Genomic DNA, 26824 nt, shown 5'->3' with positions numbered 1-26824 from the left:
TATTTAAAAAGAATAGCCTACATTAAAGAGTAGGTTTCGCTCGGGCGCTGGGTAATGGTACGCAGAGCCAAAAGAGGAACCTACATATGCGTCATATTTTTCATTGAATAAATTGTTAACAGTTAGCTGGCTTGTCCAGTGGTTATGCTGCCATTTTAATGAGGCATTCATAAGGACGATACTGTCGGTTTTGCTTAATGTATTGGCATCATCGCCTGCTAAATAACGTTCGCCAGTATATTGCCCATCGAGGTAGAGATTCCATTGCTGATTAAAGCGATAATTCACAAATAGATTAAGTGTATGTTGTGCAACAAAAGGCACTTCATTCCCTTTAAACGAGCCGGCTAATAATTCCGAGTCGGTATAGGTGTAGGTGCCACCTATGTTGATATTCTGCATCAAGGCGTGCTCTACGCTGAGGATAACACCTCTGCGAAGTGAGCGATCTAAGTTTAAGTTCGCTCCCCAACCGCCATTGGCTGCTGAATCAAACAAAATCTCATTATTTAACTCTAATCTGTACAAGTTCAGCATTAATTTGGTTTGTTGATAGCGCCCTTTCCAGCCGAGCTCCCATGATGTTCCTTTTTGTGGTTTCAGGAAGCTAATGTTAGGGAGGGTATAACCATTTTCTTCAATTGCTGCGAAACGAACATTCTCATCACGTCTTAGAAAAAACTGGTGGTTAGATTTTGGTCTCCAATTAATGGCGAATTCTTTCACAAAGGCTGAATCTGAGTGATCGCTGTTGGAGACACGGTTGCTATCTTTTATACGAGTGTCTCGTGCGCCGAAAGTTGCAAAAACCTGAGCACTTATAGGGTGGATGACTTGCGCATATAACGCGTGCGAAACTTGCCGGCTATTTGTTGTTCCTAGTGCATTATTAGCTTGGAAATCACTGCCGCGATAGTCATATCCTGTTGTCAGAATTGTATCGCCATGAAGTGTAGGCAAGTGGGCGGAAATACGAGGAGTAAATGAATTTACCCGGGTGTCCTGACGAGAGTTGCTGCCATAGAGGTAGCCCTTGCCGTTGCTATCTCTTTGGCTGAGTTCTGCATTTAATGAAAAGTGTTCAGATGCTGATTGAGATAATGTTATTTCATTCACAATAACGTCTGCGTTAAAGAAGTCGTTAGGTGTGTTTGTTGCTTGGGGTTTAGTAAGAGCTTGATAATCACTTAAGGAACCCGGCAAGCGTTGATTATCATGGATAACCTGATGTGATATGCCGATTTCACCTGTGTTATAGCGATATGATAATCCAGCGTTTACACGCCCATACTCAGTGTCACTGTTATCACGATAGCCATGACTTGTATTCCTGTTCGCGTTGACGCGTACTCCCAGGCCATTATCATAACGTTGATCAAAACCTACAGAAAACTTGGCTGTGTCATATGAGCCCATTGAAAGCTGAATCTGAGCGTTTGAGCCTTCAATAGAGCGAGTAATGATATTAATTACGCCGCCGACGGCATTCTGCCCATATAATACCCCCGCACTGCCTTGCAGTACTTCAATTCTATCTACATTATTTAGAGAAATAATACTGAGGTCGGGGGCTTCTAGTGTAGGGTTGTTAAGTGGTCTGCCATTCACCAAAATCAATACGTTTTGACTAGTATTTTCTCCAAAGCCACGCATGGAAACGACGCCATCATTACTATTACCTGTATAGTTTTGTGTGATCTGGACTGCGCCGCTACTGCGCAGTGCTTCAAAGATATTGGCAGCACCACTCGCGCTGATTTGTTGGTGCGTAATGACGTTGACTGATTTTCCCGACATCTCTTCTGATAATAATGAACGTGTACCTGATACCGTTATATGAAGGGGTTGGTTGGTTATTGAAGAGGCAAAAGAAATAGATGGCATATTAGCTAACGCTACTACTGCTAGCATAGGTGTTAATCGATACATGTAAAACCTCAGGGTATGCACCCGCCGCGCATTGAGTTGGATGAGAAGCAGGCCGGTATCCGGACTCTCAATCTTGTATGGATCGATTACCGTTGCGGGGGCAGTGTCGGCTTTGTATTGGCTTTATGGCTAGCGTCATACGCACCGTTCTTCCCGTTTAACCTTATTAGAGGCACCTGGATGGCTGGGGCGAAGTTTACAGGGAGGTTTTTCGTGATGCAATGTAAGGGGGAGGGATGTAGGCTGTGCACAAATGGTTTGTGAACAGCCACTTTTTTATCGTCTAGCTATCATAACTTTCGGCAAAATTACGGATGTCATGCGATAGTTTCTCGATACGGTCGGCTGCTTTTTCGAGTTCTTCAAGCACGGCAGTGCTGATAGCTGATTCTACAATCAATTCTAATGCTGAAAAATTCGAGTCGCCAATCTGGCTTTGCAGTTCTGTTGATAATTTCCCTTTAAAGGACTCAACAACATTATGTGAGTGCTGCGTTTGCTTCTGAGACATGGTTCTACCTCCGTGTTATGTATTGTCAGGCAAGAAAATATGTTCATCTTGCTCATGAATGTCGCGTGCATTACCAACAATAAGTGGATCGGGTGTTAGGTCGATATCCGGATTTTTATTGGGATAAGGAAGAGAGCTCAAGACAAAGCGCATGGCATTAATACGTGCACGTTTCTTATCGTCTGATTTGATAACCGTCCAAGGAGCATCTGCTGTATCAGAATAAAAGAACATCGCTTCTTTTGCTTCTGTGTATGCATCCCACTTATCAAGTGATGCAAGATCAATTGGGGATAATTTCCATTGCTTCAGTGGTGCCACTTTGCGTGCTTGGAATCGTTCAAACTGCTCATCACGGCTAACTGAAAACCAGAATTTATAAAGTCTAATACCGCTACGAACCAGCATGCGTTCAAAGTCAGGTGTTTGGCGCATAAATTCAAGATATTCTGCTGGAGAGCAGAAATTCATAACTCTTTCAACACCGGCTCGGTTATACCAAGAGCGGTCAAACAGCAGAATTTCCCCTTTGGTTGGAAGGTGTTTGACGTAACGCTGGTAGTACCATTGACCTTTTTCTTCTTCGGTAGGTTTTTCTAAAGCGATAACTCTAGCGCCACGAGGGTTTAGGTGTTCCATAAAGCGCTTGATCGTTCCCCCTTTACCTGCGGCATCACGACCTTCAAATAGGATGACAATTCTCTCTCCGGTTTCACGCGCCCAGCTCTGCATTTTGAGTAGCTCAATTTGCAGATCTTTTTTAGTGGCTTCGTACTCTTTGCGGGAGATTCGCTTTTGAGTATTGGTGTTATTTTCTTCTTGTTGTTCTGCTGATGCTGAGTCATTCAGCTCAGATGCAGCCTCAAGTGTTTCAATAGCTTCTTGCGCGGGGGCTTTTACCAGATCATCCATCATTGTCTCCTTTGAAGATTGTTTATGATTAATAATTATCCTCTCTCTAGGGACAAATCCTTTGATCCGAGTCACTTAATTAGTGATATTTGATGTAAATGTTACGAAATGTCATTTTTGATAGGTAAATATAGAAATATTTTGTATTCAGTTCTAGTCTCGATATAGTTTGTTATTTTTTTGGCGCTAAGCTGTTGATAAAAAAGTACTGAATAAATATAGGTTTATAGTAATGTGCACTCACCTGATTAACGTATGGAATCCAGTTAAACTATGAAATCACAGTCACACAACCCAAAAGAATCTGTGGAAAAATCTGAGTTATATCAGGCATTATCGGCTTCGCGTACTTCCTTTGTATCAACTGGGGTTTTTAGCTTTTGCATCAATATTTTGATGCTGGCACCTGTTATCTACATGCTCGAAGTTTATGATCGTGTTTTAACGAGCAGCAGTGAATCAACGCTGTTAATGCTAACGCTGTTATTGGTCTTTCTATTTTTGGTGATGGGAACGTTAGAGTGGGTTAGGTCACAGGTGTTAATAGTGACGGGTAACAGGTTGGAAAAAACTCTAGGGCCACGCGTATTTGATTCTCTGTTTCATCAGGCGCTGACTTCTGGCGGCAGTGTTGCTACTGCGCAGCCTTTGTCAGATTTATTGACGCTGCGCCAGTTTTTGGGTGGTGCTAGTCTTTTAACACTGTTTGATGCGCCATGGTTGCCTATCTACCTAGGTGTTGTTTATCTTTTCCATCCTTTAATGGGAAGCATCGCGCTGGCTGCCGCTATATTTTTGATTATTCTTGCTGTCGTTAATGAGCGAATCACACGTAGAGATATTCAAGATGCGAATAAACTCAATATTGAGAATACTCAAGAAACGCAGCTTAACTTACGTAATTCAGAAGTTATTGAGGCTATGGGGATGTTGCCGCGCTTGCGCGCCCGCTGGCAGCAAAAGCAGGATCAGCTACTTGAATTACAAACGAGGGCGAGCCGTCAGGGCGGGTTGATTACAACAGTATCAAAGACCTTTCGTACCACTATGCAGTCGTTAATGCTTGGTTTGGGTGCGTATTTGGCTATTCAAGGAGACATATCTGGCGGGACAGTGATTGCAGGTTCTATCTTGTTAGGGCGAGCTCTGGCACCGATAGATCAGCTTATCAATTCGTGGAAAAGCTTTTTGGGTGCTAGAAGTGCATATACGCGTTTAACGAGTCTGCTTGAGAACTCTAAAGTGACAGAGCCTCCGATGCCGCTTCCTCCTCCTCAGGGGTTGGTTGAGTTTAAGAAGGTTGTTGTTGCGCTGGGAGGTAGTACAGAGCCTGTTTTACAGGATATTAGCTTCAAAATTGAGCCGGGGACGTCGGTTGCTGTTATTGGTCCTAGTGCGGCTGGTAAGTCGACATTGATCCGCGCCATGCTGGGTATATACCCAACAACAAGAGGCGCTATTCGTCTTGATGGTGCCGAGATGAAGCAGTGGGATCGTGAAGTTTTAGGTGAGCACATTGGTTACCTTCCTCAAGATATAGAATTGCTTGAAGGTACTGTGAGTGAAAATATTGCTCGTTTTGGTCAGGTTGACCCTGACAAAGTAGTTGCCGCTGCTATGGCTGCGGGTGTGCATCAAATGGTTTTGCAGCTGGCTGATGGTTATGCCACAAAAATAACAGCACATTTATTATCGGCAGGGCAGCGTCAACGTATCGCATTAGCGAGGGCATTGTATGGAGAGCCAAAATTAGTTGTGTTGGATGAACCTAACTCGAACCTTGATACCGAAGGTGATTTGGCCTTGGCAAATGCTGTTCGTAGTCTTAAAGCTATTGGTTCAACATTAGTTGTGGTGACGCATCGTAATAACTTATTACAGCTGGTGGATAAGGTGATGGTGCTTTCAAGCGGTAGCTTGGTTGCGTTTGATAATGCTGCTGTTGTTATGGAAAAGCTCAGTACGCCTCAGCCTGCAGCTAAAGTTTTGGCTAAGCCTGTTTCTGAAAATGCTGCACTCGAGAATTAATTATGAATGATGTAAAACAAACAGAAGCAACAACACAGTATTTAGAAAAAGCTGTTGATGATAGCCGCTTTCTTTTCATTGGATTCCTTATCATTGCAGTCGTGTTTGTTGGTATGGGTACATGGGCTTCTGTTGCGCCAATTGCCAGTGCGGCGCATGCACAAGGAAAAGTCCGGGTAGAGAATAACAAGAAGATAGTTCAGCATTTGCAAGGCGGTATTGTTAAGTCTGTCTTGGTGCGTGATGGAGATTATGTTGAGAAGGGGCAGGTCTTGATGGTGCTTGATGATACTCAGGCAAAGGCTCAGTTAGAGGTGGTTCAAGGGCAGTACATTCTTTCGCGTGCGCGTGAAGCTCGCTTGATTGCTCAGCGTGATCAGTTGAGTGAAGTTATATTTCCTCAAGATTTGATGGATCTTCAAGACGATCGTCGTGCTCAAGAAGCGGTAGAGGTGCAGCGGCAAATTTTCAACGTACGTAAAGAGTCCTATGAAAATGAACTCGCGCTGTATGCTCAGCAGGCTGAGCAGCTAGAGTCGCAGCTAACAGGTCTTGAAGCCCAGAAAAAAAGCCGTCAACGTTTGGTGTACTCTTATTCAAACCAGTTGAAAGATTTAAAGTCATTAGAGAAGAAAGGCTTTGCTGAAAAAGGTAGGGAGCGTGAAATTTATCGCGAAGTGGCGCAAAGCCGTGGTGAGCTAGGTGAATTGCTTGCAAGTATTGCCTCAACAAAATCTGAAGTGGTGGCTTCTAAGCTGCAGGCTCTACAGTTACAAAAAGAATTGCAAAGAGAAGTTGCTTCAGAGGTTGATGAAGTGCAAGAGCGTCTATTTCAGCTGATTGAGCAGCGCCAAGCCTTAGAGGATACGTTGTCGCGTACGCAAATACGTTCTCCTCAAACAGGGACTGTTTTAGAGCTCGCTGTTCACACGGTAGGTGGTGTCATTGGCGAAGGTGAAAAGCTTATGGATATTGTGCCTGAAGGGGTTAGGCTGATAATAGAAGCTAGAGTTTCTCCGGTCGATATTGATAGATTGTCTATTGGGCAAGTTGTCGATGTTCGCTTCTCAGCTTTCAAGATGAGGGAGACGCCGCGAATTGATGGGAAGTTAATTAATATTTCAGCGGATAGTATTTTAGATCCAAATGATTCGACTCAGGCGCCTTATTATCTTGCCATTATTGAGTTAACGGATGAAGGCTTGCAGCATTTAATAGGTAATGACTTGAAGCTCATTGCTGGAATGCCTGCCGAGGTTTTTGTGCAAACCGGCGAACGAACTTTATTTCAGTACTTATCTGATCCTCTTGTAGACACGGTGGCGCGCTCATTTATAGAAGAGTAGGCTGCTTTCCCTTCGTTAAAAGGGCCTGAATATTCATCCTGAATCAGGCCTATAAATAAAACATATGTTTTAAACATTATTCTGATTTGGCCTTCCTTGAGAATGCTTGACTGTTCTGTCAGGTTTTTTTACATCTGTGGTTTTTGCGATAAAGCAATGAATACCTTTTATTTTTTGTTTGAAGAAACTTTTCAATAAAACGTTCGTTTTTTTATTAACTTATTGTTTTTAAAGATTAATATTGTGTTAATAATGCATATTTATGTTGTGTTAAGGTTGGTTATATTGTTTGGTATAAAATTTGCTTTAGTCAGCATAGTTTAATTCTTGTTTGTGGTGGTTCACTTTCAGGAGCCAAGTTCATACCAAATTGAACCTTGGATACAAACCTTGCAGCCGTTTGACTGTAGGTGATAAATACTCAACTTAATAAAGGTGTTTTAACATGAAAAAATTGATCGCTGGTTCTGCTCTAATGCTTACTTCTGTTTCTGTCATTGCTGCTCCTGTTTTTAATCAGGTTCCTGAGCCAGGCATGTTGCCTTTGTTAGGTGCTGGTGTAGCAGCAATGGTTATTGCTCGTCGCTTGAAAAAATAAAGTACACCACAAAGCGGGGCCTTTTGGCCTCGCTTTATTATTTAGCTCTGGTATGGCGATGTCTGCACCAGAGAGCATGCGACTGGCTTGTGAAGCAATAGTACTCAATTAGCGCTAACACCAATCGGACTTGCTAAAACTTTAAAGATAAGGAATTTTGTTATGTCTACTATGACAATCAGAGTAACCTCTTCAGCTGTAAATGAAGCAGGGACTGGTTTTGGTGATCAGCCGGATTTGGGAGCTCCCAGTTTCTGGGATGTGATTATTACAGATAGCACGAACCCAAATTTAGCTAATGGGACTTATGACGGTTATTGCTTGCATCCTGAGCTGCCTATTGCTTTTTCACCTACTGAATATCAAGGTGATGCTAGCGATGGACAAGATGTAAATAATTATCTAGCTGCAGATGTTACTAGTAGCATAACTGATACTCAGATAGCGCAAATAAACTGGCTATTATCGCAGAACTTCACCTCAGATTCGAAATATGCTGGCCAATTTAACTATGGTGAAATGCAAGCAGCAATCTGGGAAGTTATGGGGTTTACTCCTGCCGAATATAATGTCGGTATTAACCCAGGTGTGTTGTCCGATAATGGTCGTCAAGTAGTTGAGCAAAGCGATGTAGCTTTTCTTGTTGCTCAATCTCAGTCAGCAGTAGATAGCGGCATTAATGTTGTCCCTTCTGATACTTTCTTTTCTATGGTTGTTGATCCGGATGGAATACAGCAACCACTTATCATTCAATTACAGTCTGCAAAGTTAGGCGATTATGTTTGGTTGGATGAAGATTTAGATGGTATTCAGGATGCTAGTGAGCTGGGTGTTGATGGCGTTGTTGTTGAGCTTTACGATGCTGCCGGCACTCTTATTTCAAGTACTGTTACGGGTGACGATTACAGCACCGCAGAAGTTGAAACGGGCTATTACCAATTTACAGGTCTTAACGCAGGTGACTACTCGGTTAAATTTATAACACCTGCAAATATGGTACTAACAGCTGCCGATGCCGCTGCAAATTCTCAAGATAATTCTGATAGTGATGCCAATACTGTTACCGGTATGACTGCAACAATTACCTTGGCGGAAGGTGAATCAAATCAAAGTGTTGATGCTGGCCTCGTAGCGCTAGCCAGCATTGGCGATAAAGTCTTTGAAGACAGCAATGCAAACGGCATTCAAGATGCAGGCGAGACCGGCATTGAGAACCTGACCGTTAACCTCTACACGTGCAACCCCGATGGCAGCACCGGCGCATTGGTCGGTACCACCACGACGGATGCGAATGGTAACTACGACTTCACAGGCCTAAACCCGGGTGACTACAAAGTTGAATTCGTAGCCGCTGACGGTTACATCTTCAGCACACAGGATGCGACTGTTGATGACAGCGCTGACTCGGATGCAGACAGCAACGGTCTGACGGGTTGCTACAACCTAGAATCCGGCGAGAACGACACCACGGTTGATGCGGGTCTTTACCAGACCGCGAGCTTGGGCGACTACGTATGGGTTGATACCAACGGTGACGGCCAGCAAGACGAAGCAGGCACAGGCCTTAACGGTGTCACGGTTAATCTGTTGGATGGTAACGGCAACGTTATCGCCACAACGGTTACAGCGGATAATGCAGGCAACGCCGGCTACTACCTGTTTGATAACCTAACACCGGGCGACTACAGCGTTGAGTTCGTAGCACCGAATGGCTATAACTTCACACAGCAGGATCAAGGCAACGATGCCTCTGACTCTGATGCCAACACAGCGACAGGCCGTACCGTAACGACGACACTGACCTCAGGCGAGAACGACCTGAGCTGGGATGCGGGTCTAGTAGCAGAAGTACAGAATGCTTCTTTGGGCGATAAAGTATGGCTCGATAAAGACTGTGATGGTATCCAAGATGCAGATGAAGCAGGCTTAGCAGGTGTTACTGTTAACTTGTTGGATGCATCAGGCGCTACAGTAGGAACGACTTCTACTGATGCCGCCGGAGAGTATCTGTTTACTGATTTGGTTCCTGGTACTTATAGCGTGTCTTTTGCAGCACCAAATGGCTACATCTTCACGCATCAAGACGCCGCCGCAGATGATGTCGATTCAGACGCGGATGCTAATGGCATGACGGGCCAGTACGTATTAGCAGCAGGTGACAATAACCTAACAGTAGATGCCGGTCTTGTTGAGTATACGACTACGGATGTTTCGTTTAACTTTAATGGCAGCTCTTCGGGTTCTGGTACTTACGGCAACATCCGTAGCTACACAGAAAATGGCGTAACTGTTAATGCGAGTGCTTTCAGCAGGAACGATTCATCTGGTCAGTGGGATACAGCATATCTAGGAACTTTCTCAGGTGGGCTGGGTGTTACTAACCGTGGCGAAAGTGGCTCTGGTAGCAGTCATACCGTTGATAATAATGGTGCTGATGATTACGTGCTGTTCGAGTTCAGTGATACGGTAACTATCGATAGTGCTTTCTTGGGCTATGTTGTTAACGATAGCGATATGAGTGTTTGGGTTGGCACAGTTGATGGTGCATTTGATAACCACTTAACACTAAGCGACTCTGTTCTTGCCGATATGGGCTTTAGTGAAGTAAGTAACGGTAGCAGCAGCACACGCTTAGCTGATCTTAACGCTGACGAGCTTGCGGGTAATGTACTGATTATTGCAGCTAAAACTACTAGCTCTAATGACTACTTTAAAATTCAGCATTTGAACGTACAGGTTAAAGAATCTGTTTGTGAAAGTGGTGATTGCGCTCCTATCGTCATCGAAGCTGAAGATATGCAGCGTTGTGACTACCGGATTGAGTCCAACAGTGATGCATCTGGTGGGGCCGTTGTTAAATTGACTGACTACGATGGCTATGTGAAAACTACCTTCGATGGTCCAAGTGGTAACTATGATTTCACGTTGAACTATATTGACGAGAATGATGGTTATGGCATGTTGAAAATTAAGGTTAATGGCACAACTGTTAAAACTATTAATCTTGATCAACAGGTTGGCGATCATACCAACGGCTTTGCTTCAGTGACAATCGATGACCTTCAACTAAATAAAGGGGATGTCATTAAAGTAGTGGGCTGGTTCGAAGGTTGTGAATATGCACGTATCGACAGTATCGTACTGAAGAATTGTGATACAACTCCTGTGCCTACAAATGAAGCGCCTGTAGATGGTGACGAATGCGTTACTGTTTCTGAAAGCGATGGTCGCCAGACACTGGCTACTAACGCGCTTACCAATGCTTCGGATGCTGACGGTGATTCTGTCTTTGTGAAATCGTTGGAAGGTGAAGACTTAACAAACGGTGGTGATGATTGGGATGTGGCTGTTGGTGACAACGGAGGGCTACTCTATATCTATGCTGATGGTACGGTTGAGTTTGACACAAACGGCGAGTTTGATGCTCTGAATACAGGCGAAACAGCGGCGACTTCTTTCACATATGTAGTAAGTGACGGCAACGGCGGTGAGAACCAATCAACGTATAAAGTGGTCGTAAACGGCGAAGGCGCACAGAAAGCTTCTTTGGGTGATCGTGTTTGGCATGATAGAGATCAAGATGGTTATCAAGACTCTTCTGAAAGCGGTATAAACAATGTTCGTTTAGATCTTTATAAGTGGACTGGAAGCACAACAGTTTGGGCTGCTAAAACTTATACCGACTCTAATGGTGATTACTCATTCAATAACCTAGACGAAGGTTACTATTATATCCGCGCTGATAAGAGCACATTGCCATATGGCTATGAGTTTACCGGTAAGGATTGGGCAAGCGATAGTTCAGATTCTGATGTGAATAACAGTGGTTACACGTCTTGGATCTGGTTGGATGAAGGTGAACAGGATAACAACTGGGATGTTGGTGCTTATTATTGCCCTATCGTTGTTGATTTGGATGGTAACGGCGTGCAAACACTAAGTGTTGACGCTGGTACTCGTTTCGATATGAATAACGATGGGTCAGCTGATAGCACGGGTTGGATTTCTGGTTCGGATGCTTTCATTGTTCACGATGTAAACGGTAACGGTGTAATTGATAACCGTAGTGAGATGTTTGGTGGCGATAATACCGGTGACGGATTCCGTAAGTTAGCGGCATTTGATACTAATGGTGATGGTGTTATTGATCTTTCTGATGATGCATTCGCTCAACTACAAGTTTGGCAGGATGCAAACGAGAACGGTATTACTGATGTGGGTGAATTAAGCTCACTGACTGATGCCGGTTTGGCGGAATTGGATGTGCAATTTGAAACACGCACTGAAGGCGCTGAAACAGAGCAAAACGGTAACCGCTTACTAGATTGGTCTACGGCTGAACAGGCTGATGGCTCGAAAGTTGATCTGGTTGATGTGTACTTTGCTAAAGGCGATGGCATTGATTTGAGCAATGTAGAAAGCCTTGAGTCAGCTGTTACAAGTCAGACTAGCCTAAGCTCGTTGGATCTTGGAATGGATCAGAATGAGTTTGCTTATGATGGTGCTGTATCGAATGCATTTGACGCCCTGGATATCCCAGATATGGCTATCTTAGGCACTGCTGATGAGCATCAAATAGTGTAAATATCAACGAGTAAGTTAAAAAGGCTCAGCGTTTACGCTGAGTCTTTTTTGTTTCTGGAACTGAAGGTTTAGGTTGGGTCGCGCAGGCTTTTGATTGTTCGCCGCTAAGTTAGTGGAATTGCCGATGAGAGTTGTTTGATTTGTTGTAACAACATACGGTTTTCAGGCGCATGGCATCCAAATTTATCTGCTTGTTGACATAAAAATCCGGTAATTTCTTCAATCTCTGTTGGTCTGTTTTGTTTAATATCTTGCAACATCGAAGAGTAGTTTTCTGCAGTTGTGCTCGCTATTGATTTAGCCATTTCATATAAAGGTTTATCAAATAAGTTCTGTCCACAGGCGGTAGCGATTTTTTCAACCTCTTCACATATGTTCTGCATTTTCATCGAAAGCACTGCATTTGATACGAGCATTCCATTTTTACAATTATTTAATGCAGTCAGTGGGTTAATTGCTGCATTAATAGCAACCTTGCACCATAGTTTGTGGGTTATGTCTGCGCTCATATAAATTTTTAAATCACCACAAGGAGCGGGAATTATATTATCCAAAGACTGTTGTGCTTTGTTGGATATAGCGCCTATGAGCGTCTCTCCATGTCCAGCTCGAATCACATGATAAGGAGCATTAAGGTAGGCGCCGTCGGTTGTGGTGGCTGCCCAGATGGATAGCTCAGAAAAGAGTTTAACGGCTTCTTGTTGAGGCCCTAAACCGTTTTGCAGTAAGACCACATTAGCATCACTACTTAGTCTATCTGCGACTGACTGTAATGCACTGATGGTTGAATAGGCTTTGGTGCAGATCAACAAATTTTTGATGGGTGCTTTGCTTTTTGTCAGCTCAGCACCAACATTATATGTGCAGGCTTCACCATTAGTAGCTTGATAAATAATGCCTTGGCTTTTACTTAATTGCTGGAGGCGTTCTTTAGTGCGTAGAATTAAAGTAACATCGTGGTTTGATTTACAAAGCTGTGCTGCCCACGTACAGCCGATGGCGCCAGCGCCTAGAATATGCCAATGCATAAATATCCATAGAGTAACGCATCATAAAAACGAAAGTTGCTTTTCAACTTGATGCATAAGATGAAAAGCCTCGCGTGCTTGGTTAAAATAACGCAGCTAATACTGTAATAAAAGTCATTGAGGAAAACGAGTATGCCATCATTCGATATTGTTTCTGAGCTGGACAAACATGAACTCACCAATGCGGTGGATCAGGCTAGTAGAGAGCTACAGACGCGTTTTGATTTTAAAGGTGTTGCCGCAAGTTTCGCGTTAAATGGTGATAGTGTGAACATGGAAGCGGAGGTTGATTTTCAGCTCCAACAAATGTTGGACATGTTGCGCTCTAAATTGGTAGCTCGTGGCATTGATACTAAATGTCTGGAAGAAAAAGATCCTGATAGATCAGGTGTTAAAGCACGCCAAGAGTTAGTGGTAAAACAAGGGCTTGATCAGCCAGTAGCGAAGAAAATCATTAAAGTAATAAAAGATGCTAAGTTAAAAGTACAAACACAGATTCAGGGAGAGAAAGTACGAGTGACGGGGAAGAAGCGTGACGACCTTCAGCAAGCGATGGCATTATTGAAGGACTCAGATATTGAGATGCCGTTGCAATACAATAATTTCCGAGATTAATACTAAGTAGATATTGCCCGTCTATCTAGTGGGTAAGTACACAAGGGGTCGGCATTCGAACAAGCCGCCCCTTGAGCAGTCGCTAAAAGCAGTATTACTTGCTTTTTTTAAGCTGCTTTTTCAGCTTCTTGATTTTACCTTCTTGCTTTTCGATTTTAGCTGTACGTGTTTTGATTTCGCTTTTTACTTCTTTTGTCGTTACTTTAGACATTTGAACTTCTCCATTTAATATTCCATAAATATTGCGTTGCTGGTTAAACAGCCTTAATTTTTAGGCTCTTGTCCTTGCTCTGCAATAAAACTACGTATAAACCGGCGTAACTCTCTGGCTGCACTCGTATCCAGTTCATCACATAATGATACAAAATCATTACGTTCCTCTTCATTGATACGAATCACAAGCTGGCTATTTTTTGGTTTCTTTTTTGTACCCATCTCCTAGGACCTCAGTAGGTAATGTGAGAAAAATACATCAGAAAAGCGTGCTTGTATGCATATTAAAAGTACATCTTATGTATATACGTTGTGATGCATAATCCCGTTTAAGTGACATGAAGTCAACAATGTCATAAAAAATTCATATTGGGCTGTCTTCAACTAAGAACGATAAAAGAAAGAGTTCTTTAATAAGTTCCTGTTCATTCGTTCTCGAATCAGAGAAGTCAGAAGGGCAAAGAGATCCAGTGGCTATCATCTCTTTTACTTGATCACCATTCCATTGAATGACCGGTATCTTACGAGCTTTATGGATAACTTTGATATATGGATCGGCTCGTTCCAACCAAGCGTTTATTTGATAGGTCATGATTTATCCTCCGTGTGGTATGGAGAAAGAATAGGGTAATTATTCTTGCTTGTAAATAGTAATCATTATCATTCGTGTTTATTGTGATTGAAGTGCTTGGCTCATCACAGTTTGGTTTGAATAGGGGTAATACGTGCAGCCATCCATACCAAGATTAATACAGGAAGCCCAAGTATGGCCGTTCCTGTGAAAAACCACGTGTAATTAAAACTATCGACAATACCACCTGAAAAACCACCTAAAAATTTAGGGAAAAGCAGCATGACAGAACTAAAGAGTGCATATTGAGTAGCAGAGTATTGAATATTAGTAAGGCTTGATAGGTAAGCAACAAAGGCGGCTGTTGCAATGCCTCCGCTGAGATTATCTAAGGAGATGACGACGGTAAGCATGGCAGTGTCGTGGCCTAACGTGGCTAACCAAGCAAACAGAAGGTTAGTGCCAGCTGCCAGTAAAGCCCCAGTGAAAAGAATCTTCATTACGCCAAAGCGGCTGACTAAAATCCCGCCTAAGCCAGCCCCAATAATGGTCATAATAACGCCATAAATCTTAATGATCTTAGCGACTTCTTGCTTGCTGAATCCCATGTCTACATAGAATACATTGGCAATAATTCCAAGAATGACGTCTGAAATACGGTAAGTTCCGATGAGGGCTAAAATGATAATGGCTTGTTTTCCGTAGCGTTTAATAAAGTCTGAAAATGGGCAAAGTATGGCAATATAACTCCACCCTAAAAAGCGTGATAACCACACAGGTAAATGTGCCATTTGCTCCGCTTTCTCCGTGATATCTCGTTGCTGTTGTAGTGTTTCTTGGTCCATTTCAACCGCAGGAGGCTCAGCAATCACTAGAGTGGTTATTAGCCCTGTTCCCATGAGTGCTGCCATGCAAAGGTAGGCTACTTGCCAAGAATGTTGAGAGTAGACCATAGGATCTATCTCAATCCATGCTGCTAGTGCTAAGACACCGGCACCAGCAACGATCATCGCTAACCGGTAACCTGCCATATAGGTCGCTGCCATTGCTGCTTGCAAACGCTCACCGGCTGATTCAATGCGGTATGCATCAATGACGATATCCTGAGTAGCTGAACTAAAGGCGACCGCAACAGCCAGTAATGCCATGTATTCCAAGTGCAGTAATGGGTCAGAGAATGCCAACCCTGACAAGCTAGCAATTAATAAGCATTGTGAAAGCAATAGCCAGCTTCTACGTCTGCCTAACCAGCGAGAAAGAAAGGGTAGGGATAGTCGGTCAATAAGGGGAGCCCAGAGCCATTTAAATCCATAAGCAAGCCCAACCCAAGAGAAGTAAGTTATAACACTGCGCTCGACCCCTGCTTCTCGTAACCAGAAAGATAGTGTTCCAAAAACCAGTAATATTGGTAGCCCTGAAGAAAAACCAAGAAACAATAACGCAATAGCACGCGGGTGAAGATAAATTTTTAGTGAGTCTAGCCAGCTATTGGATAGCGAATCTACTGATGACATGGATAAAACCTTGGTAATCGATGCGCGCTATTGTGTCCGGCTTGGGGGAATATGTAAACGCCATCAAAAAAGCCGACATGAAGTCGGCTTTTTTAAACAGTGGCTGGCATTAGATGCGCAGTGCACCATCTACTTCAATGCAACGACCGTTAACATAGTCATTCTCAAGAATGAATGTCACTGTTTTTGCAATTTCTTCTGGTGTTCCCAGACGTTTTGCAGGGATACCTGCAGCAATTTTTTCTAGCGCTTCTGGCTTCATGCTAAGTACCATCTCAGTACCGATGTAACCTGGAGCAATAGATGCTGCACGTACACCGTAACGCGCTAGCTCTTTAGCCCATGTTACTGCCATAGCCTGAACGCCTGCTTTTGTAGCAGTGTAGTTAGTCTGGCCCATGTTGCCTGAACGTGAAACAGAAGAGATGTTAACGATACATCCTTGTGAGCCTGTTTCGATCATTTTAATAGCCGCTTCACGACCACAAAGGAAAGTACCTGTTAGGTTTACATCCATAACCAAGTTCCATTGGTCCATAGACATTTTCTTAACGACTTTGCCATCTTTTACTTTAATGAACAGACCATCACGTGTGATACCTGCATTATTTACTAACCCGTGCAGTGTACCGAAGTCAGCTACGACGTCATCGAAAAGCTTTTCAACGCTTGCTTCGTCAGCAACGTTAGCGATGTATCCGCGAGCTTCAACGCCTTTTTCCATGCAAAGACCAACAGTAACATCCAAGTCTTCTGCGTTCAGGTCAGCCAGTGCTAATTTAGCACCGTGTCCTGCTAGTTCTAAAGCCATTGAACGACCTAGTCCGCGGCCGCCACCAGTAATAACGATAACTTTATCTTTCAATTCCATCGTAGGGTGCCCTGTTCTATGATTGCTACTTATCTTAATTTGTTATTGTGCACCGCAAAATATTGCAGTGCAACAAACATAGAGGGTGGTTTCTAAAAAGTCTATCAGCAATTTGTCTTTGATACGGGAATGTATGTATTTAGTGTGACATTTTTAAGACAGCTGATACTCTATAAGTGTTTGATTATTAAGTTTTTAAAAAAAATATTTAATAAGTCCTTTTCTACGAAAAACAATATTCTTAGACTATGGTCTAATTATTGAAAATTTTTCTATCATCTGGTCTGATAAACGAAATTATATAGGTTCTTACTATGCCAGTTCTGTTTTTGCTTTTTATTTTGATACCCATTGTTGAAATCACAGTTCTCATTAATGTCGGGCAAACTATTGGTACCTGGTACACAGTAGGTTTAGTTTTATTATCGGCTTTTATCGGTGTAAATATGCTGAGATATCAAGGCATATCTACCTTGGCCCGCGCACAGCAACGGATTAGCTCTGGTGAAATGCCAGCACAGGAAATGGTTGAAGGGTTAGTGCTTGCTGTCGGTGGAGCATTATTGATAACACCAGGCTTTGTGACTGATTTTATAGGCTTTTGCTGTTTAATACCTTTTACACGACAAGCATTTGTTAAAGGTTTGATGAAACGCTTTAAGGTTGTGTCTATGTCAAAGCAACAGCCGTTTGGCCAAAACGATACATTTGATGAGTCTAAGTTTGATCACAAACCTTCCTTTAAAGATCCTTCAAAGCCGCCTCGCCAGGGTGATATCATCGATGGTGAGTTTCGTCGTGATGATTAATCTGTAAATATATCTAAAAATATTCCTAGCGGGTGTTGAAATGCACCCGTGTGCCCCCACTTAAGATAACAACCGGTAACCAGATGGTTACGGTCTTTGACTTATCAATAGCCTTATCGCGTTTTGATTAAACCATCAGGAGAGAAATTAGATGAAAATTCGTCCGCTTCACGATCGTGTAGTAGTTCGTCGCAGTGAAGAAGAAAAAACAACAGCAGGCGGTATCTTGCTACCAGGTTCGGCTGCAGAAAAGCCGAATGAAGGTGAAGTTCTTGCTGTGGGTGAGGGTCGCGTGCTTAAGAATGGTGAAGTACAGCCATTGTCAGTCAAAGTAGGTGACAAGATCCTATTTGGACAGTATGCAGGCTCTAACATGGTTAAGATCGACGGTGAAGAATTGTTGATTATGAACGAAAGCGAAATTTACGGTGTTTTGGAAAACTAATTCCAACACTTTTACTGCTATCGTCATTTTATTATTAACGAATTAATAAGAAACAGGATTTAGAAACAATGGCTGCTAAAGACGTACGTTTTGGTAATGATGCTCGCCAGCGAATGCTGGAAGGTGTAAATGTTCTAGCTAACGCTGTTAAAACAACACTAGGCCCTAAAGGTCGTAATGTTGTATTGGATAAAGCGTTTGGCGCACCTACTGTCACTAAAGATGGTGTATCTGTAGCTAAAGAGATCGAACTAGAAGATAAGTTCGAGAACATGGGCGCACAGATGGTTAAAGAAGTTGCTTCACAAGCTAACGACGTAGCGGGTGACGGAACAACGACTGCAACTGTACTGGCTCAGGCTATCGTATGTGAAGGTCTAAAATCAGTTGCTGCGGGTATGAACCCAATGGATCTGAAACGCGGTATTGATAAAGCTTCAGCAGCCGTTGTTGCACAGCTTAAAGAAATGGCTGTTCCTTGCGCTGATACTAAAGCGATTGCTCAAGTAGGTACTATCTCTGCAAACTCTGATGAAGTTGTTGGTCAGCTAATTGCTGAAGCAATGGAAAAAGTAGGCAAAGAAGGCGTTATTACTGTTGAAGAAGGCACTGGATTAGACAATGAGCTAAATGTTGTTGAAGGTATGCAGTTTGACCGTGGTTACCTGTCTCCTTACTTCATTAATAACCAAGAAAGCATGACTGTTGAACTAGAACAGCCTTATATCCTATTGGTTGATAAGAAAATCTCTAGCATTCGTGATCTGCTTCCAACTTTAGAGCAAGTAGCTAAGTCTTCACGTCCATTGTTGATCGTTTCAGAAGATGTTGAAGGCGAAGCGTTAGCAACTTTGGTTGTTAACAACATGCGCGGAATCGTTAAAGTAGCTGCTGTTAAAGCACCTGGTTTTGGTGATCGTCGTAAAGCAATGCTTGAAGATATCGCTGTATTGACTGGCGGTACTGTTATTTCTGAAGAAGTAGGTCTGAGCCTGGAAACAGCGACTCTAGAGCACTTGGGTCAGGCTAAGCGCGTTACTGTTACTAAAGAAAATACGATTGTTGTTGATGGTGCAGGTAATGCTGACGCTATCGAAGCACGTGTTAACCAGATTCGTGCTCAGATCGAAGATACTTCTTCAGATTACGACCGTGAAAAGCTGCAAGAGCGTGTTGCTAAGCTAGCTGGCGGTGTTGCGGTTATTAAAGTAGGCGCAGCAACTGAAGTTGAAATGAAAGAGAAAAAAGCGCGTGTTGAAGATGCATTGAATGCAACACGTGCAGCTGTAGAGGAAGGCGTTGTTCCTGGCGGTGGTGTTGCTTTGGTTCGTGCTCTACAGGCTATCGAAGGTATGGAAGGTGAGAACCACGACCAGACTATCGGTATTCAGTTGGCTTGTCGTGCAATGGAAGCTCCTTTGCGCCAAATCGTTAGCAATGCTGGCGGTGAAGGTTCAGTTGTTGTTTCTAAAGTACGTGAAGGTAAAGGTTCTTTCGGTTATAACGCGGGTAACGATACTTACGGCGATATGCTTGAAATGGGTATCCTTGATCCAGCTAAAGTTACACGTTCTGCTTTGCAGGCAGCTTCTTCTGTTGCGGGTCTAATGATCACAACTGAAGCCATGGTTGCTGATAAGCCTCAGGAAGCTGGCGCTGCTGCTGGTATGCCTGATATGGGCGGCATGGGTGGAATGGGCGGAATGGGCGGAATGATGTAATTCATTTAGCTCATAGCTTTTAAAAGAACCCGACCTTTGGTCGGGTTTTTTGTTTTTATCCCATTGTAAAATAAGCACTTATTTTGTTATTTAGTTTCTGTATAGGCTCACTCGTAATCTCGATTGGTATGTTGGCAGCGTTCCGGTAGTCTGGTTTTAGTCCTCATGACTACAAAATACCCTAACAAAAAAATTAAAAAGGGATACCGAGATGAAAAAGACCGCTTTGCTATTCGCAGGTGCAGCACTTGCGTTAAATATAGCCAGTGCACAAGCTGCTACCTTACGAATGGCTTATGATGCCGACCCTGTTTCTCTTGATCCATATGAGCAGCTTTCCGGCGGTACATTGCAGTTATCTCATATGACCTATGACCCACTAGTACGTTGGGATAGGAATTTAGGTTTTGAGCCCCGTTTAGCTGAAAAGTGGGAACGTATTGACGATAACACTATGCGTTTTCATTTACGTAAAGGCGTAAAGTTCCATAGTGGTAATGAGCTCTCTACAAAAGATGTCGCTTTTACCTTTAAACGCTTGCAGGACTCGCCCGACTTTAAAGGTGTGTTTGCTCCGTTCAAAGCATTAAATGTTATCGATGATCACACGTTTGATTTAGTCACGGCTGAGCCGTTTCCTCTGATCCTTAATAACATGACTTACCTTTTTCCGATGGATAGTGCTTTCTTTTCAGGGGATGACGCTAACGGTAAGCCAAAAGACATGCTCGTAAAGCATGGTGACTCTTTTGCATCACGTACCATTTCTGGCACGGGACCTTACACTGTTTCTTATCGTGAACAGGGCGTTAAAGTTGAATTTGCTCGTAACGCTGACTATTGGGATAAAAATTCTCCTGGTAACGTTGATAAAATCGTATTCACACCGATCAAAGAAGCACCGACTCGTGTAGCGGCGTTGTTGGCCGGTGATGTGGACTTTATTGCTCCGGTTCCACCAACAGATCATAAGCGTATTAAAAGCAGTGATAATGTTGAATTGGTAACGATGAGTGGTACTCGCATTATTACATTCCAGATGAACCAGGAACGTAATGAAGCCTTTAAAGATGCGCGCGTACGTACAGCGATTAACTATGCGATAAACCAAGAAGGTATCGTTAAGAAAATCATGAAAGGCTTTGCGACGCCTGGTGCTCAGTTCTCGCCAAAAGGCTATTTAGGCCATAACCCAGCATTAACGCCACGTTATGATCTGAAAAAAGCGAAAGAGTTAATGAAAGAAGCTGGATACAGCGAAGGTTTCACCGTCACAATGATGGCGCCTAATAACCGTTATGTGAATGATGAAAAAATTGCTCAAGCCGTTGTGTCTATGTTAGCAAAAATCAACATCAAAGTTGATTTGAAAACCATGCCAAAAGCGCAGTACTGGCCTGCATTTGATGAACGTGCAGCTGATATGATGATGATTGGTTGGCATTCAGATACTGAAGATACCAACAACTTCTTTGAATTTTTGTCAGCATGCGCCAATAAAGATACTGGTGCAGGGCAATACAACAGTGGTAACTACTGTAATCCTACGGTTGATGCCATGATGATCGAAGCAAATGCCACGACTGATCCTGAAAAGCGTGCCAGCATTATGCAAGCGATGGAAAAAGCTGTGTATGACGATGCTGGGTTTGTTCCACTTCATTGGCAGAACCTAAGCTGGGGAGCACGCAAAGGTGTTGAAATTTCACCGATTGTTAACGGTATGAACTTCCCGTATATCGGCGACCTTATTATCAAGGAGTAGTCCTCTTTGAGTTAAGCCCCGCGTTTTGTAATACCTGAGTACGTCATTATGTATTCAGGTATTACACATAGCCTTTGGGGAGTATTGCTCCCCACCTAGAATAAAAAGCAGATAACCCCTGGCTTTGTGAATTACATCGCCAAACCCTAAGGCTGATAATCATGATTGCGTTTTTTGTAAAACGATTTTTTCAAGCGGTTGTAGTGATGTTTGTCATTAGCCTTATTAGTTTCTCTATTCAGGATAACTTAGGTGATCCTCTAAGGGAGCTAGTAGGGCAAGCAGTGTCAGAAGAGGAGCGTCAGGCATTACGTGAAGAGATGGGGTTAAATGATCCGTTTCTTGTGCAATATGTGCGCTTTGCCAAAAAAGCAGTGCACGGTGATCTTGGTAACTCCTACTTTTTCAAGAAACCTGCTTTTGAAGTTATCATGAAAAAATTGCCAGCAACCTTGGAACTGGTGTTTGGCGCTACTATTATTATCATTCTTTTTTCAGTGCCTATAGGTGTGTACTCCGCGATTAATCCTCAGAGTTGGTTTTCAAAAACCGTGATGGGGTTAAGTATCGTCGGAATATCCATCCCCGTGTTTTTGACGGCGATAGGGCTTATTTATCTGTTTGCAATTGAGTTGAACTGGCTGCCTTCCTACGGACGTGGAGAAACCTCTAATGTTATGGGTTTCTGGGAGACTGGTTTGCTATCGGCAGATGGTTTAAAGCACCTGATATTACCTAGCTTTACATTAGCATCCATTATGTTGCCGCTGTTTATTCGACTGATTCGAGCTGAAATGATGGAGGTACTGCAGTCTGAGTATGTGAAGTTTGCTTGGGCAAAGGGTATTTCCCCTCGACGCATCTACTTTGTACACGCACTCAAAAATACTATGTTGCCCGTGATTACCGTAGGCGGCGTGCAGATAGGCACCATGGTGGCTTATACCATTTTGACGGAAACCGTTTTCCAATGGCCTGGTATGGGTTTTCTGTTTCTTGAAGCGGTTAACCGCGTCGATACGCCGTTGATTGTGGCTTATCTGATTGTGGTGGGTGCAATCTTTGTTGTTACCAATACCTTAGTTGATTTGATCTATGGTTTGGTTAATCCGACAGTAAATCTGGCAGGTAAAAAATAATGTCTGAACCTACGCTAAAAATGGAACAGCCCCCTACGGCTTTACAACGTTTTAAAGCATCGCACTTTTGGCATAGCTTTAAAATTGATCGTGTCGCACAACTTAGTTTTTTGATTTTTTTGACATATGCAGTGCTGGCTATATCAGCTTCGTTTATCGCACCGTTTGATCCTTACGATGCATCCCAAATTGATATTATGAACTCTGAGATCCCACCTAGCTGGCAGGAAGAGGGTGAAGAAGGGTTTCTACTGGGCACGGATGCACAAGGACGCGATATGCTGTCGACGATCCTCTATGGTACACGCGTGTCTCTGGTGATCGGGCTGTGTGCAGTGGCTTTGCAGGCGCTATTAGGTATCGTCATTGGCTTAACGGCGGGTTATATCGGTGGACGAGTAGATAGTTTTTTGATGCGTATAGCAGATATTCAGCTGTCTTTCTCGACGCTAATGGTTGCTATTATTGTCTTGGCTGTATTTCAAGCAACCTTTGGTACCGAGCTGTATCAACAGCTGGCCATGATTATGTTGATTTTGGTGATAGGTATTGCTGAATGGCCACAATATGCACGTACTATTCGTGCCTCAGTGTTGGCTGAAAAAAAGAAAGAGTATGTTGATGCAGCCAGAGTGATGGGGTTTGGGCGGTTAAGAATCATGTTCCGTCACATCTTACCTAATACGCTATCACCCATTCTTGTTATCTCTACAGTACAGATCGCGAATGCCATTATATCTGAAGCCTCATTGTCCTTTTTGGGGCTAGGTATGCCGGTTTCACAACCATCGCTTGGGTCGCTAATTTCTAGTGGTTTTGAGTATATTTTTTCTGGCGCATGGTGGATAACGGTTATACCTGGCGTTGTTCTTGTTGTGCTAGTCCTGGTGATGAACTTGCTCGGTGACTGGATGCGCGATGTTCTTAACCCAAAACTGTATAAGGGGTAACGCATGCCTTTGTTAGAAGTTAACAACTTAGAAGTGTGCTTTGGCCTTCGCAGTGGCGCGGTTAAAGCATTGCGTGATGTCAGCTTTACACTGGAGCGCGGTGAGCGCCTTGGTGTAGTTGGCGAATCGGGTGCGGGTAAATCAGTATTAGGTTTCTCGATTATTAATCTCTTATCACGCCCCGGCCAGATTTCATCAGGAAGTGTTCATTTTGAAGGGAATGACCTGGCAAGCTTAGCGCCTGGCGAGTTGCGCTCGATTCGCGGTAATCGTATATCGATGATTTTCCAAGATCCGATGATGACCTTGAACCCTGTACTGACCATTGGTGTGCAGATGGTGGAGTGTCTATTAGCGCATCGCAAGATTTCTAAGGCGGATGCCAAGCGTATTTCCTTGAAAAAATTACAGCAAGTACAGATTCCGTCGCCCGAAAAACGTTTGGATCAATATCCGCATGAACTCTCTGGCGGTATGCGCCAGCGTATTGTTATTGCTATTGGTCTGTTACTTGATCCCGACATCATAATTGCTGATGAGCCAACAACGGCACTGGATGTAACCATCCAAGCTGAGATCATGGATTTGATGCTCAATCTTTGTGAGCAAAATAATGTGGCATTGATTCTGATTACCCACGACCTAGGCGTTGTCTCGCAGGTGACGCAGCGCATGTTGGTGATGTATGCCGGGCGCATTATTGAGCAAGGCCCGACTAAAGAAGTCATTAACGATGCCCAGCACCCATATACACAAGGGTTAATGAATGCCTTGCCTCAGATGGCAATTCCAGGTCAGAAACTGAATCAAATTAAAGGCACTATGCCACCTTTGCAGCGTATTCCTAAGGGGTGTTCGTTTAACCCGCGTTGTGAATATGTCATGGATGTATGTAAACAGAAACTGCCGTCTTTCACTGAGTCGGGTAACTGTCAGGTTGCTTGTCATATGGTGGCTGAATCAAAGCAAGATAAATTGCTGATCAAAGAGGTGTAAGATGGCAGAACAAAATAATTCATTGGTACAAGTCAGAGACTTGTATAAACGTTTTTCTATCTCCGGCGATTTGCTAGATCAGCTGCAGTTTAAAGGTGGCAAGCTAACGCGTCATCAAGAGTATGTGCACGCCATTAATGGTGTCTCTCTAGATGTAATGAAAGGGGAAGCGCTGTGCGTGGTAGGTGAGTCGGGTTGTGGTAAATCAACTGTGGCTAGAACGGTGATGGGGTTGCTAACCCCAACGGCGGGGCAAGTCTCTTATCGTGGCGAACGTATTGATAATTTGAGCGATAAGCAGATGCTGCCTTATCGTAAAAAAATGCAGATGATCTTCCAGAATCCCTATGCATCTTTAAACCCACGTATGACCATTATGGAAACGTTGAAAGAACCCATTCGTTTTCATAATCCGTCGATGGCATCGGCGGAAATTAACGACATAATAGCAGAAGTTATGTTGTCGGTAGGTGTTGATCCCAGTTGGGGAGAGCGCTATTCACATGAGTTTTCTGGTGGGCAGAGGCAGCGTATTAGTATTGCGCGTGCACTCGCGGTTGATCCTGAGTTCATCGTGGCAGATGAGCCTATTTCAGCGTTGGATGTGTCAATTCAGGCGCAAGTCTTGAATCTGATGATGGATGCACAAGAGCAGCGTAATTTAACGTATCTGTTTATTACACATGACCTTTCTGTTGTTGAACACTTTGGTACACGTGTAGCGGTTATGTATTTGGGCACCTTGTGTGAATTGGCACCAACTAAGCAGCTGTTTTCGAGCCCTCGCCACCCTTATACGCAAGCGTTGATGTCGGCAATTCCTCGTTTAGAAGACGACAGGCCTGATTATATTAAGCTTAGTGGTGAAGTCCCCACACCCGTTAACTTGCCTTCTGGTTGCGTGTTCCATGGCCGTTGCCCTCATGCTAACGAGCGCTGTAAGCAAGAAATTCCTGTGTTAACTCTTCTCGATGATGGTACTCAAGTTGCTTGTCACGGTGTGGAAGAGAATCGCCTGTAGTTTAAGGTTGGTAGCTTAGGTCTAGAGCTTGGGTCTATAGTTTAGGCCTATAGCTTAGATGCAGTGAGTTCTAAATTTATATAGATTTTTTGTATAGGTCTTCAAATATAGGTACTAGCATGCTTAAAATTAGCAGCCAGTTTGATGCGGGCAATATCGAGGTTATTGAATCATCCTCGGTACAAAATATTCAGTTAAAGATCCGTAAAGATCAAGGTTCAGACTTTTTTCAGTGGTTCTATTTTCGAGTTCAAGGTGGTGCAGGTGAAGCATTGCGTATGCGTTTGCTTAATGCAAAAGACGCGGCTTACCCTGATGGTTGGGATGATTATAAGGCTGTTGCCTCTTATGACCGGCAAGAGTGGTTTCGAGTACCGTCATGCTATGAAAATGGTGAGTTGATTATTGAACACATGCCTGAGCAAGGTAGTATTTATTACGCTTATTTTGCGCCATATAGCTTTGAGCAGCACCTTGACTTGGTTGCTGGTGCTCAACAATCTGAGTTATGTGAAGTTCAAGATGTTGGTAGCTCATTAGATGGCCGAGATATTAACCTCTTACGTATTGCTTCTGATGAGGCTGACACTACACGCAAGATTAATGTGTGGGTGACGGCACGCCAGCATCCGGGAGAAACCATGGCTGAATGGTTTGTCGAAGGGATGTTAGAGCGGCTTCTTGATGAAGAAGACGCATTAGCAAGTTTGCTTTTAGAGCGCTGTATATTTTGGGTCGTGCCAAATATGAACCCTGATGGTTCAGTCCGAGGGCATCTTCGAACCAATGCTGTAGGTACAAACCTTAATCGCGAATGGCAAACACCGACATTAGAAAAAAGCCCTGAAGTTTTATATGTCAGAGATCAGATGATGGCGAATGGGGTTGATCTGTTCCTTGATATCCATGGCGATGAAGCGTTACCGTGTAATTTTATTGCCGGACAGGCGGGAGCACCTGATGTCACTGATAAGATCTTGGCTGAAGAAGCGCAGTTTGAAGAAGATCTTCGTCGTGTTAATCCTGACTTTCAGCTGGAAAGAGGGTATGAGCCAGGTAAGTTTGGGCCTGAAACCCTAACGGTAGGCTCGTTTTGGGTGGGTGATCATTTTAAGTGCCCCGCAATGACCTTAGAAATGCCGTTTAAGGATCATGATGAGCGTCCGGATCCTGCTTATGGTTGGTCGCCAGAGCGCTCCCGAAAACTTGGGGCGTCTATTCTGAATCCAATCAAAGACTGGTTGGCGACTCGCTAATT

General features: G+C 43.5%; 22 protein-coding genes and 1 riboswitch. Of the genes, 14 read left to right on the top strand and 8 right to left on the bottom strand.

From position 1 onward, the window contains the following. Positions 1-3: 3 nt before the first annotated feature. The 3 genes from NEJAP_RS14195 to ppk2 all read right to left on the bottom strand — a co-directional run bounded on the left by NEJAP_RS14195 (position 4) and on the right by ppk2 (position 3352). Positions 4-1929, bottom strand: a complete 1926-nt coding sequence (locus tag NEJAP_RS14195) for a TonB-dependent receptor family protein (protein WP_201347850.1) — start codon at positions 1927-1929, stop codon at positions 4-6. A gap of 32 nt (positions 1930-1961) precedes the next feature. Then, positions 1962-2124: riboswitch (cobalamin riboswitch) on the bottom strand. Between the two features lie 88 nt (positions 2125-2212). Continuing rightward, positions 2213-2440: a phosphatase gene (locus NEJAP_RS14190; protein ID WP_201347849.1), complete on the bottom strand. Its 228-nt coding sequence runs from the start codon at positions 2438-2440 to the stop codon at positions 2213-2215. Positions 2441-2455: 15 nt separating this feature from the next. Further along, a complete protein-coding gene (ppk2, locus tag NEJAP_RS14185) occupies positions 2456-3352 on the bottom strand; it encodes a polyphosphate kinase 2 (protein WP_236590943.1) in 897 nt (298 codons plus the stop codon). 273 nt (positions 3353-3625) lie between these two features. Here ppk2 and NEJAP_RS14180 point away from each other — a divergent pair, with 273 nt between their 5' ends. The 4 genes from NEJAP_RS14180 (at position 3626) to NEJAP_RS14165 (ending at position 11908) form a co-directional block, all read left to right on the top strand. Further along, positions 3626-5380 carry a type I secretion system permease/ATPase gene (locus NEJAP_RS14180; RefSeq protein ID WP_201347847.1) on the top strand — a complete coding sequence of 585 codons (1755 nt, stop codon included), beginning with the start codon at positions 3626-3628 and terminating at the stop codon, positions 5378-5380. A 2-nt stretch (positions 5381-5382) separates the two neighbouring features. Next, on the top strand, positions 5383-6726 hold the full coding sequence (locus NEJAP_RS14175; protein ID WP_201347846.1) for an HlyD family type I secretion periplasmic adaptor subunit: 1344 nt from the start codon (positions 5383-5385) through the stop codon (positions 6724-6726). A 445-nt stretch (positions 6727-7171) separates the two neighbouring features. Next, the gene (locus NEJAP_RS14170) at positions 7172-7324 is read left to right on the top strand and encodes a PEP-CTERM sorting domain-containing protein (protein WP_201347845.1); all 153 of its coding nucleotides are present in this window, start codon (positions 7172-7174) and stop codon (positions 7322-7324) included. 162 nt (positions 7325-7486) lie between these two features. Further along, on the top strand, positions 7487-11908 hold the full coding sequence (locus tag NEJAP_RS14165; protein WP_201347844.1) for an SdrD B-like domain-containing protein: 4422 nt from the start codon (positions 7487-7489) through the stop codon (positions 11906-11908). A gap of 104 nt (positions 11909-12012) precedes the next feature. On the opposite strand, the gene NEJAP_RS14160 is transcribed toward NEJAP_RS14165, so the two are convergent. Continuing rightward, positions 12013-12936: a ketopantoate reductase family protein gene (locus NEJAP_RS14160; protein WP_201347843.1), complete on the bottom strand. Its 924-nt coding sequence runs from the start codon at positions 12934-12936 to the stop codon at positions 12013-12015. Positions 12937-13068: 132 nt separating this feature from the next. Between NEJAP_RS14160 and NEJAP_RS14155 the strand changes: the two genes are divergently transcribed. After that, on the top strand, positions 13069-13551 hold the full coding sequence (locus NEJAP_RS14155; protein ID WP_201347842.1) for a YajQ family cyclic di-GMP-binding protein: 483 nt from the start codon (positions 13069-13071) through the stop codon (positions 13549-13551). 264 nt (positions 13552-13815) lie between these two features. On the opposite strand, the gene NEJAP_RS14150 is transcribed toward NEJAP_RS14155, so the two are convergent. The 4 genes from NEJAP_RS14150 to NEJAP_RS14135 all read right to left on the bottom strand — a co-directional run bounded on the left by NEJAP_RS14150 (position 13816) and on the right by NEJAP_RS14135 (position 16720). Then, entirely contained in the window at positions 13816-13986 is a 171-nt protein-coding gene (locus NEJAP_RS14150; RefSeq protein ID WP_201347841.1) for a hypothetical protein, read from the bottom strand. A 142-nt stretch (positions 13987-14128) separates the two neighbouring features. After that, on the bottom strand, positions 14129-14356 hold the full coding sequence (locus NEJAP_RS14145; RefSeq protein ID WP_201347840.1) for a hypothetical protein: 228 nt from the start codon (positions 14354-14356) through the stop codon (positions 14129-14131). A 104-nt stretch (positions 14357-14460) separates the two neighbouring features. After that, complete coding sequence (locus tag NEJAP_RS14140) at positions 14461-15849, bottom strand: AmpG family muropeptide MFS transporter (protein WP_201347839.1); 1389 nt, start codon at positions 15847-15849, stop codon at positions 14461-14463. 109 nt (positions 15850-15958) lie between these two features. Beyond that, entirely contained in the window at positions 15959-16720 is a 762-nt protein-coding gene (locus tag NEJAP_RS14135) for an SDR family oxidoreductase (protein WP_028470487.1), read from the bottom strand. A 314-nt stretch (positions 16721-17034) separates the two neighbouring features. Here NEJAP_RS14135 and NEJAP_RS14130 point away from each other — a divergent pair, with 314 nt between their 5' ends. The 9 genes from NEJAP_RS14130 to NEJAP_RS14090 all read left to right on the top strand — a co-directional run bounded on the left by NEJAP_RS14130 (position 17035) and on the right by NEJAP_RS14090 (position 26822). Continuing rightward, positions 17035-17529 carry an FxsA family protein gene (locus NEJAP_RS14130; RefSeq protein ID WP_201347838.1) on the top strand — a complete coding sequence of 165 codons (495 nt, stop codon included), beginning with the start codon at positions 17035-17037 and terminating at the stop codon, positions 17527-17529. A 151-nt stretch (positions 17530-17680) separates the two neighbouring features. Beyond that, positions 17681-17974 carry a co-chaperone GroES gene (locus NEJAP_RS14125; RefSeq protein WP_028470489.1) on the top strand — a complete coding sequence of 98 codons (294 nt, stop codon included), beginning with the start codon at positions 17681-17683 and terminating at the stop codon, positions 17972-17974. Positions 17975-18042: 68 nt separating this feature from the next. Beyond that, a complete protein-coding gene (gene groL, locus NEJAP_RS14120; RefSeq protein WP_201347837.1) occupies positions 18043-19695 on the top strand; it encodes a chaperonin GroEL in 1653 nt (550 codons plus the stop codon). A 211-nt stretch (positions 19696-19906) separates the two neighbouring features. Then, on the top strand, positions 19907-21460 hold the full coding sequence (locus NEJAP_RS14115) for an ABC transporter substrate-binding protein (protein ID WP_201347836.1): 1554 nt from the start codon (positions 19907-19909) through the stop codon (positions 21458-21460). A gap of 161 nt (positions 21461-21621) precedes the next feature. Continuing rightward, positions 21622-22599: an ABC transporter permease gene (locus tag NEJAP_RS14110; protein ID WP_201347835.1), complete on the top strand. Its 978-nt coding sequence runs from the start codon at positions 21622-21624 to the stop codon at positions 22597-22599. Beyond that, positions 22599-23549: an ABC transporter permease gene (locus NEJAP_RS14105; RefSeq protein ID WP_201347834.1), complete on the top strand. Its 951-nt coding sequence runs from the start codon at positions 22599-22601 to the stop codon at positions 23547-23549. Before NEJAP_RS14110 ends, NEJAP_RS14105 begins: the two co-directional genes overlap by 1 nt. A 3-nt stretch (positions 23550-23552) precedes the next feature. Continuing rightward, on the top strand, positions 23553-24545 hold the full coding sequence (locus NEJAP_RS14100; RefSeq protein ID WP_201347833.1) for an ABC transporter ATP-binding protein: 993 nt from the start codon (positions 23553-23555) through the stop codon (positions 24543-24545). 1 nt (position 24546) lies between these two features. Next, on the top strand, positions 24547-25566 hold the full coding sequence (locus NEJAP_RS14095; RefSeq protein WP_201347832.1) for an ABC transporter ATP-binding protein: 1020 nt from the start codon (positions 24547-24549) through the stop codon (positions 25564-25566). A gap of 119 nt (positions 25567-25685) precedes the next feature. Next, a complete protein-coding gene (locus NEJAP_RS14090) occupies positions 25686-26822 on the top strand; it encodes a M14 family metallopeptidase (protein ID WP_201347831.1) in 1137 nt (378 codons plus the stop codon). The last annotated feature ends 2 nt before the right edge of the window (positions 26823-26824 follow it).

This window comes from Neptunomonas japonica JAMM 1380 (assembly GCF_016592555.1).
Lineage (GTDB): Bacteria > Pseudomonadota > Gammaproteobacteria > Pseudomonadales > Balneatricaceae > Neptunomonas > Neptunomonas japonica_A.
The sequence above is the reverse complement of the archived record's forward strand: the minus strand, read 5'-3'. Positions and strand labels throughout refer to the sequence as shown.

Coding starts and splice junctions, on each gene's coding strand:
- NEJAP_RS14195 (WP_201347850.1), bottom strand. CDS start 1,929: ATGTATCGATTAACACCTATGCTAGCAGTAGTAGCGTTAGCTAATATG.
- NEJAP_RS14190 (WP_201347849.1), bottom strand. CDS start 2,440: ATGTCTCAGAAGCAAACGCAGCACTCACATAATGTTGTTGAGTCCTTT.
- ppk2 (WP_236590943.1), bottom strand. CDS start 3,352: ATGGATGATCTGGTAAAAGCCCCCGCGCAAGAAGCTATTGAAACACTT.
- NEJAP_RS14180 (WP_201347847.1), top strand. CDS start 3,626: ATGAAATCACAGTCACACAACCCAAAAGAATCTGTGGAAAAATCTGAG.
- NEJAP_RS14175 (WP_201347846.1), top strand. CDS start 5,383: ATGAATGATGTAAAACAAACAGAAGCAACAACACAGTATTTAGAAAAA.
- NEJAP_RS14170 (WP_201347845.1), top strand. CDS start 7,172: ATGAAAAAATTGATCGCTGGTTCTGCTCTAATGCTTACTTCTGTTTCT.
- NEJAP_RS14165 (WP_201347844.1), top strand. CDS start 7,487: ATGTCTACTATGACAATCAGAGTAACCTCTTCAGCTGTAAATGAAGCA.
- NEJAP_RS14160 (WP_201347843.1), bottom strand. CDS start 12,936: ATGCATTGGCATATTCTAGGCGCTGGCGCCATCGGCTGTACGTGGGCA.
- NEJAP_RS14155 (WP_201347842.1), top strand. CDS start 13,069: ATGCCATCATTCGATATTGTTTCTGAGCTGGACAAACATGAACTCACC.
- NEJAP_RS14150 (WP_201347841.1), bottom strand. CDS start 13,986: ATGGGTACAAAAAAGAAACCAAAAAATAGCCAGCTTGTGATTCGTATC.
- NEJAP_RS14145 (WP_201347840.1), bottom strand. CDS start 14,356: ATGACCTATCAAATAAACGCTTGGTTGGAACGAGCCGATCCATATATC.
- NEJAP_RS14140 (WP_201347839.1), bottom strand. CDS start 15,849: ATGTCATCAGTAGATTCGCTATCCAATAGCTGGCTAGACTCACTAAAA.
- NEJAP_RS14135 (WP_028470487.1), bottom strand. CDS start 16,720: ATGGAATTGAAAGATAAAGTTATCGTTATTACTGGTGGCGGCCGCGGA.
- NEJAP_RS14130 (WP_201347838.1), top strand. CDS start 17,035: ATGCCAGTTCTGTTTTTGCTTTTTATTTTGATACCCATTGTTGAAATC.
- NEJAP_RS14125 (WP_028470489.1), top strand. CDS start 17,681: ATGAAAATTCGTCCGCTTCACGATCGTGTAGTAGTTCGTCGCAGTGAA.
- groL (WP_201347837.1), top strand. CDS start 18,043: ATGGCTGCTAAAGACGTACGTTTTGGTAATGATGCTCGCCAGCGAATG.
- NEJAP_RS14115 (WP_201347836.1), top strand. CDS start 19,907: ATGAAAAAGACCGCTTTGCTATTCGCAGGTGCAGCACTTGCGTTAAAT.
- NEJAP_RS14110 (WP_201347835.1), top strand. CDS start 21,622: ATGATTGCGTTTTTTGTAAAACGATTTTTTCAAGCGGTTGTAGTGATG.
- NEJAP_RS14105 (WP_201347834.1), top strand. CDS start 22,599: ATGTCTGAACCTACGCTAAAAATGGAACAGCCCCCTACGGCTTTACAA.
- NEJAP_RS14100 (WP_201347833.1), top strand. CDS start 23,553: ATGCCTTTGTTAGAAGTTAACAACTTAGAAGTGTGCTTTGGCCTTCGC.
- NEJAP_RS14095 (WP_201347832.1), top strand. CDS start 24,547: ATGGCAGAACAAAATAATTCATTGGTACAAGTCAGAGACTTGTATAAA.
- NEJAP_RS14090 (WP_201347831.1), top strand. CDS start 25,686: ATGCTTAAAATTAGCAGCCAGTTTGATGCGGGCAATATCGAGGTTATT.